This is a genomic window from Collinsella sp. AK_207A (genome assembly GCF_902501965.1).
In the GTDB taxonomy this organism is placed as follows: Bacteria; Actinomycetota; Coriobacteriia; order Coriobacteriales; family Coriobacteriaceae; genus Collinsella.
In genome coordinates, this window is the sequence record NZ_CABWID010000016.1 from 84,388 (window position 1) to 102,734 (window position 18,347).

The 18,347-nt window shown below is 65.9% G+C and carries 14 protein-coding genes, 3 tRNA genes and 1 pseudogene; 11 read left to right on the forward strand and 7 right to left on the reverse strand.

Translation table 11 applies throughout. The features are described from left to right. The first annotated feature begins 194 nt into the window (after positions 1 to 194). On the forward strand, positions 195 to 797 hold the full coding sequence (locus GDJ97_RS06040) for a DUF4230 domain-containing protein (RefSeq protein WP_152070407.1): 603 nt from the start codon (positions 195 to 197) through the stop codon (positions 795 to 797). Between the two features lie 57 nt (positions 798 to 854). Here GDJ97_RS06040 and GDJ97_RS06045 read toward each other — a convergent pair whose 3' ends face one another. Further along, positions 855 to 2,336 (reverse strand): DUF1846 domain-containing protein, encoded by a 1,482-nt coding sequence (locus GDJ97_RS06045; RefSeq protein WP_152070408.1) that lies wholly within the window; start codon positions 2,334 to 2,336, stop codon positions 855 to 857. Positions 2,337 to 2,498: 162 nt separating this feature from the next. Here GDJ97_RS06045 and GDJ97_RS06050 point away from each other — a divergent pair, with 162 nt between their 5' ends. The 4 genes from GDJ97_RS06050 (at position 2,499) to GDJ97_RS06065 (ending at position 3,446) form a co-directional block, all read left to right on the forward strand. After that, the gene (locus GDJ97_RS06050; RefSeq protein WP_152070409.1) at positions 2,499 to 2,996 is read left to right on the forward strand and encodes an NUDIX domain-containing protein; all 498 of its coding nucleotides are present in this window, start codon (positions 2,499 to 2,501) and stop codon (positions 2,994 to 2,996) included. A 165-nt stretch (positions 2,997 to 3,161) separates the two neighbouring features. Then, positions 3,162 to 3,235: transfer RNA gene (locus GDJ97_RS06055), tRNA-Gln, on the forward strand. Positions 3,236 to 3,256: 21 nt separating this feature from the next. Beyond that, positions 3,257 to 3,333, forward strand: a tRNA-Glu gene (locus GDJ97_RS06060). 36 nt (positions 3,334 to 3,369) lie between these two features. Beyond that, positions 3,370 to 3,446, forward strand: a tRNA-Glu gene (locus tag GDJ97_RS06065). 159 nt (positions 3,447 to 3,605) lie between these two features. Here GDJ97_RS06065 and GDJ97_RS06070 read toward each other — a convergent pair. The 5 genes and pseudogenes from GDJ97_RS06070 to GDJ97_RS06090 all read right to left on the reverse strand — a co-directional run bounded on the left by GDJ97_RS06070 (position 3,606) and on the right by GDJ97_RS06090 (position 7,441). Beyond that, positions 3,606 to 5,027, reverse strand: coding sequence for a citrate synthase (locus GDJ97_RS06070; protein WP_152070410.1), 1,422 nt, complete (start codon positions 5,025 to 5,027; stop codon positions 3,606 to 3,608). Positions 5,028 to 5,093: 66 nt separating this feature from the next. Next, positions 5,094 to 5,381: an ACT domain-containing protein gene (locus GDJ97_RS06075; RefSeq protein ID WP_152070411.1), complete on the reverse strand. Its 288-nt coding sequence runs from the start codon at positions 5,379 to 5,381 to the stop codon at positions 5,094 to 5,096. Positions 5,382 to 6,331: 950 nt separating this feature from the next. Further along, positions 6,332 to 6,469: pseudogene (locus GDJ97_RS06080) on the reverse strand (IS3 family transposase); the annotation flags it as partial. 33 nt (positions 6,470 to 6,502) lie between these two features. Further along, entirely contained in the window at positions 6,503 to 6,991 is a 489-nt protein-coding gene (locus GDJ97_RS09840; RefSeq protein ID WP_152070412.1) for an IS3 family transposase, read from the reverse strand. A gap of 195 nt (positions 6,992 to 7,186) precedes the next feature. After that, positions 7,187 to 7,441 carry a transposase gene (locus tag GDJ97_RS06090; protein WP_193221333.1) on the reverse strand — a complete coding sequence of 85 codons (255 nt, stop codon included), beginning with the start codon at positions 7,439 to 7,441 and terminating at the stop codon, positions 7,187 to 7,189. 758 nt (positions 7,442 to 8,199) lie between these two features. Here GDJ97_RS06090 and rpmE point away from each other — a divergent pair. From rpmE to GDJ97_RS06120, 6 genes are all read left to right on the forward strand, one after another. Then, on the forward strand, positions 8,200 to 8,643 hold the full coding sequence (gene rpmE / locus GDJ97_RS06095) for a 50S ribosomal protein L31 (protein ID WP_152070414.1): 444 nt from the start codon (positions 8,200 to 8,202) through the stop codon (positions 8,641 to 8,643). A gap of 292 nt (positions 8,644 to 8,935) precedes the next feature. Beyond that, entirely contained in the window at positions 8,936 to 10,381 is a 1,446-nt protein-coding gene (locus tag GDJ97_RS06100; RefSeq protein ID WP_152070415.1) for a lanthionine synthetase LanC family protein, read from the forward strand. 118 nt (positions 10,382 to 10,499) lie between these two features. Further along, the gene (locus tag GDJ97_RS06105) at positions 10,500 to 11,492 is read left to right on the forward strand and encodes a PLP-dependent cysteine synthase family protein (RefSeq protein WP_193221334.1); all 993 of its coding nucleotides are present in this window, start codon (positions 10,500 to 10,502) and stop codon (positions 11,490 to 11,492) included. 269 nt (positions 11,493 to 11,761) lie between these two features. Further along, complete coding sequence (secA, locus tag GDJ97_RS06110) at positions 11,762 to 14,731, forward strand: preprotein translocase subunit SecA (protein WP_152070417.1); 2,970 nt, start codon at positions 11,762 to 11,764, stop codon at positions 14,729 to 14,731. Continuing rightward, entirely contained in the window at positions 14,731 to 15,918 is a 1,188-nt protein-coding gene (prfB, locus tag GDJ97_RS06115) for a peptide chain release factor 2 (protein WP_152070418.1), read from the forward strand. Before secA ends, prfB begins: the two co-directional genes overlap by 1 nt. Beyond that, on the forward strand, positions 15,905 to 17,068 hold the full coding sequence (locus tag GDJ97_RS06120) for a YitT family protein (RefSeq protein WP_226808865.1): 1,164 nt from the start codon (positions 15,905 to 15,907) through the stop codon (positions 17,066 to 17,068). Before prfB ends, GDJ97_RS06120 begins: the two co-directional genes overlap by 14 nt. A 452-nt stretch (positions 17,069 to 17,520) precedes the next feature. On the opposite strand, the gene thiD is transcribed toward GDJ97_RS06120, so the two are convergent. After that, positions 17,521 to 18,345, reverse strand: a complete 825-nt coding sequence (gene thiD / locus GDJ97_RS06125) for a bifunctional hydroxymethylpyrimidine kinase/phosphomethylpyrimidine kinase (protein ID WP_152070419.1) — start codon at positions 18,343 to 18,345, stop codon at positions 17,521 to 17,523. Positions 18,346 to 18,347 lie beyond the last annotated feature (2 nt).

Here is an 18,347-nt window from a genome sequence, read left to right on the forward strand (position 1 = left end):
ACCCGCGCCGGTGAGGACCTACCTTTCTGCCCCCTCCCGTTCCGTGCGCGGGAGGGGGCGGTTTTGTCTTGATGACCACCGGTGGGGTGCTGGCCCGAAGCTTCTGGTGGTTTGGTTGAGCGCGATGGCGTGAACGGTGCCGTGGGGTATACGGTGGGGGAAACGTTGAACGATTGTGGTTCGGAGGGATTGCCATGGCCAAGGGGGAGAAGGTCGTCAAGTTCGGCTTCTGGCCGTTCATCATCGTTGCAGTGCTGGCTGCCGTGGTGGGTGCGCTCGTGCCCACCACGATCCAGCGCGTGTTCGCGCCGGCCGTGAAGCTGGACGCCACATCCGTTTCGGAGCGCTTGGAGGAGTGTCAGGACCTGGTGACCGCCAAGCTCGACTACCGCGGCCTCGTGCGTTACGAAGAGGGCGATATCGACTTCATCAACAAGAAGGCCTTCACCATGATCTACGACGCCCAGGTGAGCGCCGGCGTCGACCTCTCGCAGGCCAAGGTGACGGTCTCCGGGCGCGAGGTGCAGGTCACCCTGCCCGCGGCAACGGTGAAGTCAATCGAGATCGACCCCGATTCACTCGAGTTCTACGACGAGAAGTTCGCGCTCTTCAACTGGCAAGACCGCACCGACACCGCCGAAGCCCTCAAGCTCGCCCAAAAAGATGCCGAAGCCAAAGTGGACGAATCCGATTTGATATCGACCGCCAACAAACAAGCCAAAACCGTCGTGGAAACCCTGCTCAAGCCCCTCCAGTCAGATAACGACCCCTACACCGTAAACGTAACAGTGGGATAGGGTTTCAACGGGCTCTTTCCTATAAGCCACGGACGGGCCTTCGCGGCCGAGCGTGTGCTAACCGTGGTAGAACGTGTGGCGCTCGAACTTGGGCTCGCAGCATACGTTGATGCCGAGCTTGCGGTACACGCGCTCGTCCGTGGCCGAGATGATCACGGAGAAGAACGCGTCGCAACCGGCGAGGTCGGGCAGGCCGCCGATCACGCGCTTGGCCGTCTCGCTCGTGCCGCTCGTGATCGAGAGCGCGATGAGCGTCTCGTCGGAGTGCAGGCGGTGGTTCCGGTTGGCCAGATGCTCGGTCTTCAGGTGGCAGATGGGGTTGATGGCCGCGTCGTCGATGACGTTCTGCTCGATGTCCACGCCGGTGACGGTCTTCAGGGCGTTCATGAGCAGCGAGCTGGCGGCCCCCAGGCGCTCGCTCGTCTTGCCCGTCACCACGCGGCCGTCCGCGAGGATGAGCGCGCCCACGGGACCGCCCGTCTCCTTCTCGCGCTCGAGCGCGGCCTGGCGCGTGGGCAGGTAGTTCTTGTCGATACCGGCCTTCTGCATGATGGCCTGCAGGCGAGAGACCTGCTCGGCGCCGCTTCCCGTGCGCTTCACGGTCTCGGCGGCGGTGAAGTAGCGGCGAACGATCTCGGCGCGGCTCGCGTCGCGGCAGGCGTCGTCGTCGGAGATGGCGAAACCGACCATGTTGACGCCCATGTCCGTGGGGCTCTGGTAGGGGCTCTCGCCCAGGATCTTCTGCATGAGCGCCTTGACCACGGGGAACGCCTCGACGTCGCGGTTGTAGTTCACCGTGGTCTCGCCGTAGGCGTCCAGGTGGAAGGAATCGATGATGTTCGCGTCATCCAGGTCCACCGTCGCCGCCTCGTAGGCGATGTTCACGGGGTGGGAGAGCGGCAGGTTCCAGACGGGGAAGGTCTCGAACTTGGCGTAGCCGGCCTCAACGCCGTGCTCGTGCTCGTGGTAGAGCTGCGAGAGGCAGGTGGCGAGCTTACCGGAGCCGGGGCCGGGGGCCGTCACCACCACGAGCGGGCGCGTCGTCTCCACGAACTCGTTCCTGCCGTAGCCCTCGGGTGAGACGATGAGGTCCACGTCGTGCGGGTAGCCCTCGATGGGGTAGTGCAGCTTGCAGGGGATGCCGAGCGCGGCCAGGCGCTGGCGGAACGCGTCCGCCGCCGGCTGGCCGGCGTACTGGGTGAGCACGACGGCGGCGATGCGGAAGCCCTCGCCGCGGAAGACGTCCGCCAGGCGCAGCACGTCCTCGTCGTAGGTGATGCCGAGGTCGCCGCGGGCCTTGTTCTTCTCGATGTGGCCCGCGTTGATGGCGATGATGATTTCCACGTCCTCGCGGAGGTTCTTGAGCAGGCGGAACTTGGAGTCCGGCTCGAAGCCGGGGAGCACGCGGCTCGCGTGGTAGTCGTCGAAGAGCTTGCCGCCGAACTCGAGGTAGAGCTTACCGCCGAACTGCGCGATCCGCTCCTTGATGCGCGTTTCCTGCAGTTCTAGGTACTTCTCGTTGTCGAATCCTCGGCGCATGGGACGACGTCTCCTCTCGGGGGCGGGGCAATGTCATGAACGGCAGTATACCGGAGGAGATGCGGGCTCCAGGCGAGGGCGGCGCGCGGGCGGGGTATAAGCCAACGGAATGACCATCGGCAACGATGCCGGGAAGCATGCGATGATTGGAGAGGGTGTTCGATGGCAACGCCGGAATTCATCTTGAAGCTGCGCGAGAAGATCGGTCACGACCCGCTGTGGCTCATCGGCGTGACGGCTTTTGTCGAGGACGGCCGGGGGCGCGTCCTTCTGGGCCGCCGGGCCGACACCGGGGATTGGGCGCTCGTCTATGGGATCAACGAGCCGGGCGAGGAGCCGGCGGCGACGGTGGTGCGCGAGGTGCGCGAGGAGACGGGGGTGGACTGCGTCCCCGTGGCGCTCGCGAGCGTGAAGGCGGGGGAGCGGCCCGTCACCTACGCCAACGGGGACGTCTGCCAGTACCTTGACCTCATGTACGCATGCCGCCTGAATATGGACGGCAACGGGGATCCCTTCGTGGGCGATGACGAGAGCCTGTCTGTGGGGTGGTTCGACCTGGATGCGCTGCCGGAGCCGCTCGCGGCAAGCACGAAGGAGCGTCTGCGCCGTATGGCGGAGTTTCGTGCGGCAGGTGGGTCGGCGGCGCTGTTCTCGCTGTAGCGCCGGCCGGGCCGCAGAGGCCCTGCGCGGCTCGTGCAACTGGCCGTTCAGCGCCGCGTCTCCACAGGCTGTCCATAAGCTGTCGAGTTTGAAAAAAGGGTCTTGCCACGACTGCAACCCTCCCGTAATATATTTACCTGCGCTGAGGAGCGCAGATGCATCGATTGGGATGTCGTCTAATGGCAGGACAGCGGATTCTGGTTCCGTCAATGGGGGTTCGACTCCCTCCATCCCAGCCAATGCCTGCCCCTCCAGAAGCCGGCCCGTTCGTCTAGCGGTTTAGGACGCCGCCCTCTCAAGGCGGAGATCACCAGTTCGAATCTGGTACGGGCTACCACGAGTTCCACGGGGCACTCCGAGCCCCAACATATATGGCCCGTTCGTCTAGCGGTTTAGGACGCCGCCCTCTCAAGGCGGAGATCACCAGTTCGAATCTGGTACGGGCTACCAAACAAGACTTCGGCGAACTGCTCACGCGGTTCGCCGAATTATTTTCGCACCATCCTGGCGGCGTATAACATGGCGGAGCATAACACGGCCCCAGGCAAACCTAACCGATCTGCCTGGGGCCGTGCTGCGTATCGGGGTGGGAGCGCGTTGTCCAGCCCGTTATCGTTCGCTGAGCGGCACGTACGTCATGTCGTTCATCACGGAAACGTACGCCGGGCGGATGATGCGGTGCGCGCCGAACAGCTCCTCCATGCGGTGCGCGCCCCAGCCCGCGGTACGGGCTACGGCAAAGAGCGGCGTCACGAGTGTGTCGGGCACGCCGAGCATGGAGTAGATGAAGCCGGAGTAGAGGTCGATGTTCGCGCAGATAGGCTTGGTGGTACCGAGCACGCTGCGCATGACCTCGGGTGCCAAGCGCTCCACGCTCTCGATGAGGCGGAACTCGTCGCCCAGACCCTTGGCGTCGGCGAGGCTGCGGGCGTAGCGCTTGCAGAGCTTGGCGCGCGGGTCGGAGAGCGTGTAGACCGCATGTCCCATGCCGTAGATGAGGCCTGAGCCGTCGAACGCCTCGCGACGCAGGATCTTCTCGAGATAGCTCGCCAGCTCGTCGTCGTTGCTCCATTTCTTAACATGGGCGGCGATGTCTGCCTGCTCGCCGCGCACCTTGTTGTTGGCACCGCCGTGGCGCGGCCCCTTGAGCGAGCCGATGGCCGCCGCGTAGGCGGAGTAGGCATCGGTGGCCGAGGACGAGAGCACGCGGCACGAGAACGTGGAGTTGTTACCGCCGCCGTGCTCGGCGTGGAGCATGAGCATGACGTCCAGCAGCATGGCCTCTTCGTGCGTGTAGGAGTCGTTGCCGCGAAGCACCTGCAGGATGGTCTCGGCAGTGGAGAGGTTCACGTCGGGGATGGGGATCTGCGCGCGGCGCCCCTCCTGGCGCGCCGCCGAGAACGCGTGGGCCATGGCCGCCAGGCGCGGCAGACGCGAGAGCAGCGAGATGGCAACGTCGATCTCGTGCTCGGGCGTGATGCAGTCCGGGTCCGCGTCGAAGGCGTAGAGGAGGAGCACGGCGCGCATGAGCACGTTCATGATGCTCGAGGACACGGTGGTGATGGGGAACTGCGAAACGTAGCCTTCGGAGATGTGGCGATACGCCCCAAGCCGCTCCTGGAAATCTGCAAGCTCAGATATGGTGGGGAGAGATCCCGTGAGCAGCAGGTAGGCGAGTTCCTCGTACCCAAAGCGGTCCTCTGCCTGGGCGTTGGTGATCAGGTCCTCGATGTCGTAGCCACGGATGGTCAGCTTGCCCTCATCCGGAACGACCACGCCGTCTACCTTGTTGTAGCCGTGCACGTTGGAGATGAGCGTGAGGCCCGCGACCACGCCGGAGCCGTCAGCGTTGCGGAGGCCGCGCTTGACGTCGTGTTCCTGGAAGAGCGCCTCGTCCAGCGGTCTCACCACGGCACCGTGATACAGGCGCTCGCTTGCCGGGGTGATCTGACGGCTCGCCTCGTAGTCGATGACAAGGCGGCTCAACTGGTCGTCAAAGCGGTAGTAGATGTTCTGGGTGGAATAGGGCATGAACGCTCCCTCCAAAAGGGCGGTCCCGATCGACGCGCCCGTGCTTGCTGCGCGTGCCTGCGCCTTCTACAGGCGGTACATGAAGTTGAAGACGTCCTCGCGCTGGACCTGCACGGTCACGCCGACCTCCTGGCCGGTGGCGCTGAGCGACTCCTGTAGCTGCGTGAAGTCGAGTGCGCTCGCCGCCATATCGGCGAGGAGCGTCATGGTGAAGATGTTGTCTACGATGCTCTGGGTGATGTCGCGGATGTCCACGTTCGCCTCGGCGAGGACGCGGGTAACGGCGGCAACGATGCCGGGGCGGTTCTTCCCGAGTACGGTGATGACGATGCGCGATGCTGAGGTCTCTGCCATGGATGTCCTCTCTGCGGCCGCCGCGCTGCGGTGGCACTCCACTTCGGTACAGTATTCATCATTGTAGCCGAATGGGGGAGGGGAAGTGGCGGCGTCTGATTGAGAGTGGTCGGCACGGGGTATTTGGGGGCGCTGGGCGGGTGTGGCCGGTGGTTTTTGGCGGTTTTGGGTGCGGCCGGTCTTCGCTCGCGTGGTTGTGGGGCAAATTGAGGCGATACTTTATTGGTTTGCTTGTATGCGGCCAAAACCACGGCGATAGTTTATCGGTTTTCAGGGCGCTTGGTGAGTAGCGGGATCATGAGCGGCAACGAGTTCGCAGGTCAAGATGTCGGCCAAACGAGCGATACATGCCGGCTCTACGAAAACCGATAAACTATCGCCCTGCTTCGAGCTCCGTGGGCGAAAACCGATAAAGTATCGGTCGGTTTCGATTGGACGACCCCCCCCAGAAATCGGGTATGTTCGGCGGTGATTGCCTTTTGCCGTCCATTCTCCCCATGCGACTCGCGCGTCCCGCGCCCCGCGAGCGTGCTCAATCCGGGCGAGGGTGCGGCCAAGGGCCTCGACGGCGGGGACGCGGTCCGCAGTCGGGATTCTCGAAACTTGGAATTCATTGCCAATTCTGACGAATTATTCTGGAAATAATTTTCATATCGCGAGTGCGGCGGATTTCTGGACCGGGAGTTCAGGAGGAAGCATGTATACGGATGAAGACAAGGGCAGGATCCTAGCCGACCCGTTCGAGAACGGTGTGAAGCTCTCGACTTTCTGCAGGACGAGGCCCGGGGTTCCCTCAGATCCACGATCAGGGGGTGGCTGAGGGAGGCCGAGGAGGGCAGCCTCGAGATTCCCGAGAGGTTCGTCAGGGGCCGCGTCGGCGACAGGCCGAAGCACTCTAGGTACCCCGAGGAGACCGCGCGCGTGAATCTACCCCGATCCCGCTTACACCTCTACGCCGCCTTCTCCTCGGCAGCGTCTTTCAGATTCCTCGCCTCGAATTCCTCGGGGCTGAGGTTCCCCAGCGCCGAGTGCATGCGGACCCTGTTGTAGAAGCACTCGATGTGCTCGAATATCTCTAGCGTCGACCGCTCCCTGGCCTCGAGAGTGCGCGCACTCGGCTTTTATGAGGCCCATGAGCGACTCCGTCGCTGCGTTGCCCCACGGCGACGATATGAATCCCATCGAGGGCTCGATGCCGGCGCCGCGCATGGTCCCGCCCAGAAGCGGGGAGACGTACCGGCTGCCGTCATCCGGGGCGACATGGACCGTTCCGCGATCATGCGGGACCATATGCCCATGACGATCGCGAGGTACAGCCGGCCCTGGCGGGTCCCAACGTAGGTGATGTCGGCGAACCGGGGCCTGTCGGGGCCGTCGGCGCTGAACTCGCGCCTCACCGGGTCGGGCGCCGCGTTCGCCTGGGACGCCGCCTGCTTCGACTTGCCCTTCGGCCTCTTGGCGCGCCTCCTGGTGATGCCGGCGCGTCCGTTCTCGCGCATGATGCGCGCGACGCGTTTGCGCGAGGTGCTCACGCCCCGCCGGCGCAGCTCGGCGAAGACCTTCGGGGCGCCGTAGGTCCCGCGGCTCGCCTCGTGGATCTCCGCTGTCATTGACGCGGGTTCGGCGTCCCGCCGTTCGCGCGCTCGGCGGTCTCTTTCGCCACGCGCAGCGGCCTTGCCTGGTCACCCCGAGCGCCGAGCACATCTCGGAAACGGCCCAGGTCCCCTCGTTGGCCAGTATGAACTCGAATTCGGCCCTCCCCGCCTGGGCTCCTACAGCTGCCTGCTGGCGAAGAAGGCGTTCGCTTATAAAAATATCTCGTTCTCCCTCCCGAGCCTCTCGACCTCGCGCCTCAGCTTGCGGATCTCCTCGGCGATCTTGAACGGGTTGTCCCCCGGTGCCGCTTGGGCCGCGTCTGACCGTTTGACCCAGTCGGCAAGGCCCGACGGGTCAACGCCGAGCTCCCGGGCGACCTCTGCGTAGGTCGTCTCCCTCTCGCGGTGCAGCTGCACGGCCCCCTGCTTGAACTCGGCCGTGTACTTGGGTGACGGGTGTTCCATATGCCCTTCTCCGTCCTCCGTTTGGAAAAACATGACCAAACGGAAGGCGATGTGTCAACGAATTTGGGGCAAATTCAGATTCACATGGAGCGGAACAGCGCCTCCGCCTCGTCCCTGACGTCGTCGTCGACCTGGACCTGGGCGCTGGCCATCGCGGTCCACCCATCTACCCGGCCGCTCGCGGCGGACGGGGATGTCAAGGGGGCCCGAAACTCCGACGATGCGGACAGGATAACACGCCGCGCGGACGGATGCGCGACGCCCGGTGTTCCTCGTTTCCACCGGATGCTGTTGGTGCCGTTGGGCCGGCGAACCGCCGGGAGTCCGTTGCTAAGCAGACATGCCACCAAGGGGCCGTTGCTAAGCAAGCCAACCGGTAAGGGGGCGTTGCTAAGCAGTCTTTCCTCCAAGTGCCTGAAAACAGGGGCTTAGCGGCATATCTGCTTAGCAATTGCCGCTGAGTGGCAGATCCGCTTAGCAACTGCCGGTGAGTGGCAGATCCGCTTAGCAACTGCCGAGGGGCGCGGGGCCTCGTGGCCGGTCTGCTTAGCAACCGCCCCCAAGTGACTAGTTTGCTTAGCAACCGCCCCCGCCCCTGCCCCGCCCCAAAACCCGCGGGCATGAGACTTTTGTGGCGTCGTACGCGCTACATGTCCATGTGCTAAACTACCCAACTGCTGTAATTGTCTTGGTCGGAAACCAAGGCACCCCTGAGGCTTGGTCGGTAACCAAGTCGCGAGACCATGAGGAGCCCTGCCATGAAACAAGGTATCCATCCGGAGTACGTGGAGTGCACTGTCCGCTGCAGCTGCGGTAACGTGTTCACCACCCGCTCCACCAAGTCGGAGATCATCGTCGAACTCTGCAACATGTGCCACCCGTTCTACACGGGCCAGCAGAAGTTCGTGGACACCGGCGGACGCGTCCAGCGCTTCGCCGACAAGTTCGGTGGCGCCGCTGCCGCCCAGCTCGAGCGCGAGAAGGCCGCCAAGGCCGAGCGCGAGAAGAAGGCCGCCGAGGCCGAGGCCGCTCGCAAGGCCGAGCGCGAGGCCAAGGCCGCCGAGAAGGCCAAGCGCGCTGAGAAGTTCGCCGCCGAGGCCGCCAAGAAGGCCGAGGAGGAGGCTGCCAAGGCCGCCGAGGCTCCTGCTGAGGAGACCAAGGCCGAGGAGGCTCCTGCCGAGACCGAGGCTGCTGCCGAGTAGCGCTGCCACGTCATATCGCATGGCCGAGGAGGTCGGGTTCGCCCGGCCTCCTCTTTTTGTTTCCGGCAAATTACCCATCCCGCACAAACCTATAAACCTATAATACAAATAGGAAATATGTTTGCCGATGGAAAGCAGACAGGCAAGGCAGTCCTGCCGGTGAAAAGCAGACAGGCAAGGCAGTCCTGCCGGCGGAAAACAAACAGGCAAGGCGGGCCTGCTGGCAGAGGGCCGGCCGGCAGCGTAAGCGGACCAGCAAACCAAGCCGGTCAACGGCGGGAGGGAGCATCCCATGGCGCAGACGATCGGATACCGCGCGCAGACCCCACAGGTGTTCAGGGGTAACGGCGTGGCGGACTACCTGCGGGCAGCCGAGCAAACGGCGGCCTGGATCAGGAGCCACGAGCACGTGACCGAGCACGGCAAGTACTGGGACGTGTTCCCGGCGGGCCAGAACGGCTTCGCCCCCGACGTCATGGTCTTCGGCCGCCGCTGCCTCTACTCGGGCGCGGCTGGCATCGGCATCTTCTTCCTGCGCATGTACGAAGCCACGGGCGACGCCTCCTACCTGGCCGACGCCCGCGCCGCCGCCGACGAGCTCATCGCCACGGCCACGGGTTCGGAGTGGTACGAGCAGACCCTCTCCTCCAAGATCGGCGGCGTGATCCCGGTCCCCGGCTGGGCGATCGGCTATTCCAACGGCCCCGCCGGCGAGGGCCTCTTCGCGCTGGACCTCGCTGCCGCAACGGGCGAGACGCGCTATCGGGACTACGCCGTCAAGGTTGCCGACGACCTGCTTCACGCCGCGCATCCAGCTCCGAGCGGCGTCGGCATCGCCTGGAGCGATCAGGAGGATCTGGTGGCGGACGGCGGCTTCGACTTCTACCTCGTGCGGGTCTACCGCGCCACGGGCGAGCGCCGCTACCTGGACGCTGCCTGCGCCGCGGCCGACCGCATCGCCGCCTCGGCAAAGCCCTCTCCCCATGGCGGCACTTACTGGGAGCTTCTCGACCTCTCGCTCATCGGGTTCCCCAAGGGAACGACCTTCCCCAACTACAGCCATGGCACCGCCGGTACCGCGTGGATGTTCGCCCTGCTCTACGACGCGTCGGGTGACGAGCGCTACCTCGAGCTCGCCCGGGAGGGCGTTGAGTACCTGAAGGCCATCGCCGTGGGCGACGAGACGGGCATGCTCGTGCCCTACCAGGACCATCCCGCGGATCCGGGGCACGGGCTCACCCGCGATCACTTTTACCTGAGCACTTGCCACGGCCCGGTGGGCACGGTCCTGCCGTTCCGCCTGCTCTTTGAGCTGACGGGTGAGGAATCCTACCGCGACTGGTGCATCTGGCTCTCGCGCGGGATCATCCGCGCCGGCGCGCCCGAGCACCTGAGCTGGGGTCTTTGGAACAGCAACTGCCAATGCTGCGGCACACCGGGCATCCTGGAGCACTTCGTCGAGATGTTCGAGTTCACGGGCGAGCCGGAATTCCTGGGATACGCCCGGCGCACGGCCGACCGCATCCTCGCCGACTCGTTCCAAGCGGACGACGCGCCTGCCTATCGCAGCTGGTTCGGTGCCTGGACGCGAACGATCCCCGAGCGCGTGGTGAGCTACCTCGGCCTCTACAGCGGCTCCGCCGGCTGTGCCTCGTCGCTCGCGCGCCTCTACGCGGACCGGACGGGCAAGCGCCTGACGCCGCTCTACGAGTACGCGTTCTTCAGAGGCGCCGAGTAGGCGGGGCCTAGCTTCGGGCATCGCGCCTAAGGTGGGGAAACGGGTTCAACGGGGCGGCCCGACGGGCATGCGCCCCTGCGCCAATGCGAAGCTGGCGCGCGACGAAAGGAGGACGGCCATGCCGTTCGAGGATAAGGTTTATGGGTCGATTGCCGAACTTGTGGGGTCCACGCCCCTGGTGGAGCTCCACGGCCTGGAGCGCGAGCTGGGGCTCGGCGCCCGTGTGCTCGCCAAGCTGGAGTACTTCAACCCGTCTGGTTCGGTGAAGGACCGCATCGCGCTCGGCATGATCGAGGGCGCGGAGGCTGCGGGCACGCTGCATCCCGGCGACACGATCTTGGACTTCACGAGCGGCAACACGGGCATCTCGTTCGCGGCCATCTGCAACGCGCGCGGGTACCGCTTCGTGAGTGTCATCCAGCCGGGCGTCTCGGAGGAGCGCTCGCAGATCCTGAAGACGTATGGGGCCGAGCTGCTCCAGTTTAGCGACATCCCGGGCGTACCCGAGCTCATGGCGAACGAGGGCCTCGTGTTCGAGAAGTTCTTCGCGTTGCTCAAAGCCTATGCCGATGCGCACGGCTACGTCTACCTCAACCAGGGCGTCTCGCTCGATAACCCGCTTTCGCACTATCGCACCACCGGCCCCGAGATCTGGCGCGCCACGGGCGGCAACGTGGATGGCCTGGTGGCCCTGGTGGGCACGGCCGGCACGCTCGTGGGCACGGGCAAGTACCTGCGCGAGCAGAACCCCGACCTCCTGCTCGTGGGCGCCCAGCCCGCTCTCGAGAGCCGCAAGGACCCGGCGCACCCTGAGCGCAACACCATCGACGGCGTGGTGCCGTTCGTCGGCGTGCCGCAGGGCCGCATGCCGCTCTACCTCGACCGCATGAACGTGCATCCCGACGAGGTGCTCGACCTGGATGCGGACGAGGCCTACGCCATGGGCCGCACCCTCACGCGCACGGACGGCATCTTCCTGGGCCAGTCAGCCGCCGCCGCGGTGCTCGCGGCTGCGAAGCTGGCGCAGCGTCCGGAGATGGCGGGCAAGACCATCGTCGCAATCTGCGCCGATAACGCATTCAAGTATTTGAGCACCAACATCTACCGCTAGCGTGTTCCCGCGGGCGGCGGGCGCATTGGCGGGGCGGGCATCTGGGTCGTTCGCCCCCTCCAGCGGCCCGGTCCCCAGCGGTCCGCCCACGGTCGGTCCCTCGATCGCACCGGCCCCCAGCGGCCCGGCCCCTCGACCGCTTGCCGCCGACCTCCCGTGCATCGTGCTCGATACCTGTTTCTTTCGTGCGCGCACGCCCCCTGCGCACGTTGCCTCGCCGACACGGCTAGAGTGAATCCAACTGTGTATGCCCAACGGAGGGAACCCACATGGGATTCATGTCCAAGCTGTTGTCTTTTGGCTCCGACAAGGACCTCAAGCGCTACGAGAAGATCGTCGGCACGATCAACGACCTCGAGCCACGCTTCCAAGCGATGTCCGATGAGGAGCTCGCCCATCAGACCGAGGTGTTCCGCCAGCGCTTTGCCGACGGCGAGACGCTCGACGACCTGCTGCCCGAGGCGTTCGCCACCGTGCGCGAGGCGAGTGTCCGCACGCTCGGCATGCGCCACTTCGACGTCCAGCTCATCGGCGGCATGGCGTTGAACGCCGGCCAGATCGCCGAGATGAAGACCGGCGAGGGCAAGACGCTCGTCTCCACGCTCGCCGGCTACCTGAACGCCATCCCCGGCACCGGCGTGCACATCGTCACCGTGAACGACTACCTGGCCCGTCGCGACGCCGAGTGGATGGGCGCCATCTACCGCTTCCTGGGCATGGAGGTGGGCGTGCTGCAGAACGGCATGCCGCTCGATCAGAAGCGCCCCGCCTACGCGGCCGACGTCACCTACGGCACCAACTCCGAGTTCGGCTTCGACTACCTGCGCGACAACATGGTGGTCCGCGCTTCGCAGCGCGTGCAGCGCGGGCATGCCTACGCCATCGTGGACGAGGTGGACTCCATTCTCATCGACGAGGCGCGCACGCCGCTCATCATCTCCGGTCAGGGCACCAAGTCGGCCGACACCTACAAGAAGTTCGCCCGCGCCGTCAAGGGCCTGCGCCGCGCGCCCGAGGTGGTCTACGACCCGCTGCTGGGCGAGGAGCCGCAGGAGCCCGACGGCGACTTCGTCATGGACGAGGCCAAGCACACCATCGCCGCCACCGAGCAGGGCCTCCGCAAGATCGAGCGCGCGCTCGGCATCGACGACATCTACGCCGACCTCTCCGGCCAGCTCGTGAACCACCTGCAGCAGGCGCTCAAGGCCGAGTACATGTTCCACCGCGACAAGGACTACGTGGTCATGGACGGCGAGGTGAAGATCGTCGACGAGTTCACCGGCCGCATCATGGAGGGCCGTCGCTGGTCCGAGGGCCTGCACCAGGCCGTGGAGGCCAAGGAGCACGTGAACGTGCGCGAGGAGAACCAGACGCTCGCCACCATCACGCTGCAGAACTATTTCCGTCTCTACGACAAGCTCTCCGGCATGACCGGTACCGCGCTTACCGAGGACGCCGAGTTCCGCGAGATCTACAAGCTGCCCGTGCAGGTGATCCCACCCAACAAGCCCGTCATCCGCAAGGACCGCGAGGACCTGGTGTACCGCACCGTCGCCGCCAAGTTCAACGCCGTGGCCGACGACATCGAGGAATGTCATGCCAAGGGTCAGCCCGTGCTGGTGGGCACCGTCTCCATCGAGAGCTCCGAGCGCCTCTCGCGCCTGCTTGATAAGCGCGGCATCAAGCACGAGATCCTGAACGCCAAGTTCCACGAACGCGAGGCCCACGTGGTGGCGCAGGCCGGCCATTCCGGCACCGTGACCATCGCCACCAACATGGCCGGTCGTGGTACGGACATCCTGCTCGGCGGCAACCCCCAGGAGCTTGCCCGCGAGGACGTCATGCAGCGCGACTTTGGCGAGGAGGTCTCGCCGCGCCTGCTCGAGCACCTGCTGAGCCCGCTCGAGCTGGACGAGATGCGCCGCGCCGTGCGCCGGGGCGAGGGCTTCGACACCGAGGTGGCCGAGAACGGCGAGAACCGCAAGCCCGGTGAGCCCATGGTCACCAAGCACACCCAGGTGGACGCCGACACCGCCCGCGCTATCGTGGACGCCTACGATGAGGCACTCAAGGCGCGTCGCGCGGAGTGCGCCAAGGACCGCGAGGTGGTCCTCGCCGCCGGCGGCCTCAAGGTCATCGGTACCGAGCGCCACGAGTCCCGCCGCATCGACAACCAGCTGCGCGGCCGCGCCGGTCGTCAGGGCGACCCCGGCGAGACGCAGTTCTACCTCTCGCTGGAAGACGACCTCATGCGGCTCTTCGGCGGCAACAGCATGGACCACGTCTCCAAGCTCATGGCGAACGCCGATATGGAGGAGACGCCCATCTCGCACAAGATCATCTCCAAGACGGTGGAGGGCGCCCAGCGCAAGGTGGAGAACATCAACTTCTCCATGCGCAAGAACGTGCTCGAGTACGACGACGTCATGAACAAGCAGCGCCAGGTGATCTACGCCGAGCGCAACAAGATCCTGGACGGCAAGGACCTTTCCAGCCATGTGGACGAGGTCATGCGCGACACCGTGAACCGCTGCGTGGGTGAGTTCGCCGCCCCTGACAGCAAGGCGGGGGAGCGCGACCTGGACGGTCTGCACGCCTGGCTCGCCGACATGACCGGCGACCAGGACGCCCCGACCCTTCCCGACGAGGGGTATCGCGAGCTGTGCGATCAGGCGCTTGAGTACATCGAGGGCGCGTACCGTGCCAAGGTGGAGCACGAGGGCGAGGACGTGATGCGCGAGCTCAACCGCCAGGTCATGCTTCGCGTGATCGACACCCGCTGGATGAGCTACCTGCAGGAGATGGACTACCTCAAGCAGGGCATCGGCCTGCGCGGCTTTGGCCAGCGCGATCCCCTGGTAGAGTACAAGAGCGAGGCCTTCCACGCCTTCCAGCTGCTCGTGGACACCATGTACGAGGACTACCTGCGCACCGTGCTGCGCATTTCCGTCAAGCGCTCGGCGCCCGCGGTCCAGGCGGCCACGGAGTCCCCGGCGCTCTCCAACGTGAGCTATTCCGGCCCCGACCAGGTCGATGGCGACCAGGGTTCCTCGACCGTGCGCCGTGAGGCCGCTGCCGCGTCCCCGGCCGGCGCCTCCGGCCAGCCGGCGGGCGGTGGCAAGCCCATCACCTACGTGAAGGCCGAGAGCGGGGACCCCTACGCCAACGTGGGGCGCAACGACCCCTGCCCCTGCGGCAGCGGTAAGAAGTTCAAGAACTGCCACGGGCGGAACCGGTAATGACGACGGCTGAGGAGCACGAGGTCGCGAACGTCACGCCCGCCGACCTCGACGCCCTGGAGCAGCGCTTGGCCGAGGTTGAGCGCTACCTGCACGTGGACGAGCGTCGGGGGCGTGCGGAGGAGCTCGAGCGGTTGAGCGCCGAGTCGGGTTTCTGGGACGACGCCGAGGCCGCGCGCAAGACCATGGCCGAGCTCTCGGAGTGCAAGTCCACCGTCTCAACTGTGGACGAGGCGCGTACCCGGCTTTCGGACGCTCGCGCCGCGCTCGAGCTGGCGGGCGAGCTTTCGGGCGACGATGCCGCCGAGCTCGTGGCCGAGGCCGCTGCTTCGACTGCCGCGCTCACCCGCTCCATCGACGCCATGGAGCTCTCCAGCTGGTTTACCGGGGAGTTCGACCACGGCGACGCCATCGTCACCATCAAGCCCGGCCAGGGCGGCTTGGAGGCCCAGGACTGGACCTTCATGCTCTTCAAGATGTACATGAAGTATTGCGCGCGCCGCGGGTGGAAGGTGACCATCAACGACTGCCCGGCGGCCGAGCAGATCGGCATCGACCGCGCGACCTTCACGGTGGAGGGCAAGGACGCCTTCGGCATGCTGCGCGCCGAGGCTGGCGTGCACCGTCTGGTGCGCATCAGCCCCACGGATGCCAAGAAGCGTCGCCAGACCACCTTTGCCATGGTGGAGGTCATTCCGGTGCTACCGGACGACATCGATATCGAGGTGTCACCGGATGACATTCGCGTGGACGTGTACCACGCGAGCGGCCCGGGCGGCCAGGGTGTGAACACCACGGACTCCGCCGTGCGCGTGACGCACCTGCCCACGGGCATCGTGGTCACCTGCCAGAACGAGCGCAGCCAGATCCAGAACAAGGCCGCGTGCATGGCCATCCTGAAGGCGCGCCTCTACGAGCTCGAGCTCGAGAAGCGCGAGGAGAAGTTGGACGCCATCCGCGGGCCCAAGAAGGCTGCCGGCTTTGGCAACCAGATTAGGAGCTACGTGCTCTACCCGTACCAGATGGTGAAGGACCTGCGTTCCGGCGTGGAGACGAGCAACGTCGATTCCGTGCTGGAGGACGGCGACCTCGACCCCTTCGTGGTGGGATACCACCGCTGGGCCACGGGCAACGCCGCCAGCGAATCGGAGGCGGGCGACCAGGGACACTCTGATGTCGCGGAATAGCCGCTCCGGCGCGGGAACGTCCGCCGAGGTCGAGCAGACAGGGGTGGAGAACTCCGCTACGCGGGCCGTGCGCGCCCGGGCGCGGCGGGGCCAGCGGCCGCCTCTGCCTGTTGAGGACGGGGTGGGCGAGGACGTCGGCCGCGCCGCCGGTGCGAGTGCGAACGCGAGCGTCAGCGTCAGCGCGAAGCAGCGGGCTCGGCGCCAGGGCCGTGCGTTCGGACAGCGTGGCGACGCCGCTGCCGAGTCGTCGGCCGCGCGGCAGCGACGGATGGTGGACGTGCAGGCGCTGATCCGCTCGCAGTTCATGCGCGACCTGCCGCTCATCTTCGTGGGCTGCGCCATCGCGGCCTTCGCGACGGACTCCTTCATGATTCCCAACGGCCTGGCGGCGGGCGGGCTCACGGGCCTGGCCACCATCACGTCCGAGCTGGCCGCGCGCAACGGCCTCTCGCTGCCCGTGGGCATCCAGACCATCGTCATGAACGCGCTGCTGCTGTTCGCCGTGGTGCGCGCGGGCGGGGTGCGCTACGTGGTGCAGACGGTGACGGGCTTCGTGGCGCTCGGCTTCTTCATGGACCTGTTCTCGCCGTTCGCGATTCCGCTCCATGCGGACGACCTCATGCTCTCCGCCCTGTGGGGCGGCATCATCTCCGGCGTGGGCTACGGCATCGTGTTTCGCTGCGGCGCCAACACGGGCGGGTCCGACACCATCGCGCAGATCATCTCGCGGCGCACGTCGCTGGCGGTGGGAAGCACCGTCATGGCCATCGACGTGGCCATCTGCGTGGCGAGCGCGCCGGTGTTCTCGCTGGAGAACGCACTCTACGCCGGGCTGTCCATGGTGCTGTCCGGTTTTGTGATCGACGCCGTGGTGGACGGCGGCAACCGCCAGCGCGCGGCGTTCATCGTCTCCGACGCGTACGCGGATATCGAGCAGCAGATCTTCAGCGAGATGGATCGCGGCTGCACGGAGCTGCTTGCGCGCGGCGCCTGGACCCGGCGCGACCGACCCGTGGTGCTGCTCATCATGACCGTGAGCGAGGTGCGCATATTAAAGACCATCGTGTCCGAGTGCGACCCGGACGCCTTGGTGATGATCACGGACGTGAACGAGGCCATCGGCTACGGCTTCAAGGACCTAGAAGCGTAGCCGAGTGCGGGTGGTGGCGGCACGTCGATGGCGCTGCTGCCGCTGCCGATGCTGCCGCCGAGTGGATGCTCTGGGGCCGTGAGCGGTTCTCGCGAATATGCTATCGGGATGCGGGGAATATGCAGGGTGAGATGAAAGAGTCGCCAGCAAAGCAAGGCGACGACCGAAGGAGGCGATTCCAATGGGCTCAGAAGAAATAGCAGCTTCTGGATTCGCTCCTCACGCCCACTAGGTAAACAGTAACGAGGGAGCACAGGAGTCGTCCCATTCCAACGATGCGTTGGCACATCCTAGGGGCGGCGGTCGAGCGAATCCAAAGTTGCTTTTGGACGTGAACCATTACATTCCAAGAGGAAGGCACTCCAAAGTACAGAGGTCGGGGCGGGGCAATGTGGCTCCGCCCCTGGTTTTTGTAGAGGTCGGCAGTGAGAGAACGAAGCTGGTTCGTTGTCTCAGCTGCGGTGCTGCCACATGTGGTCGACGGGGCCGCTGCCGCGGCCCAGGTCCAAGCCCGCTTCGAGGGCGCCCGTGAGGTAGGCCTTGGCACTGGCAACTGCTTCTGCCAGCGGCTCTCCCTGAGCGAGGCCGCAGGCGATGGCCGAGGACAGGGTGCAGCCGGTGCCGTGCGTGTTCATCGTGGCGATGCGCTCGTGGCGGAACCAGACAATGGCGGGGGCATCTCCGCCTGTCCTTGGAGTTGCCAGGACGTCGCAGGCGTCGTTGGTGGCATGTCCGCCCTTCACGAGCACGGCGCAGCCGAAGCGCTCCGCCAGGCTGCGCGCGGCAGCGAGCTGGGAATCCTCACCGGTAATCTCGCGGCCGTCCAGAACCTCGGCTTCGGGTATGTTGGGCGTGATGACCGACGCGAGCGGGAAGAGCAGGTCCGTGAGCGCCCCCGCGGCGTCCTCGTTGATGAGACGGGCGCCCGACGTCGCCACCATCACGGGATCGACCACCACGTTGTGGGCGTTCCAGGTGCGCAAACGCTCCGCGATGGCCTCGATGATGGCCGCGGAGGACACCATGCCGATCTTCACGGCCGCGGGCGGAATGTCCTGGAAGACGGCGTCGATTTGCGCGGCCACGAAGCTTGGGCTCGCTTCCTCGACGGCGCTCACGCCGCGGGTGTTCTGGGCGGTGAGCGCCGTGATGGCCGTCTCGGCAAAGAGCCCGTGCGCGGCAATCGTCTTGATGTCCGCCTGGATGCCGGCGCCGCCCGAGGAATCGGAGCCGGCGATGGAGAGCACGGCGGGGACGGAGAAGGGCTGGGGCGTCATGG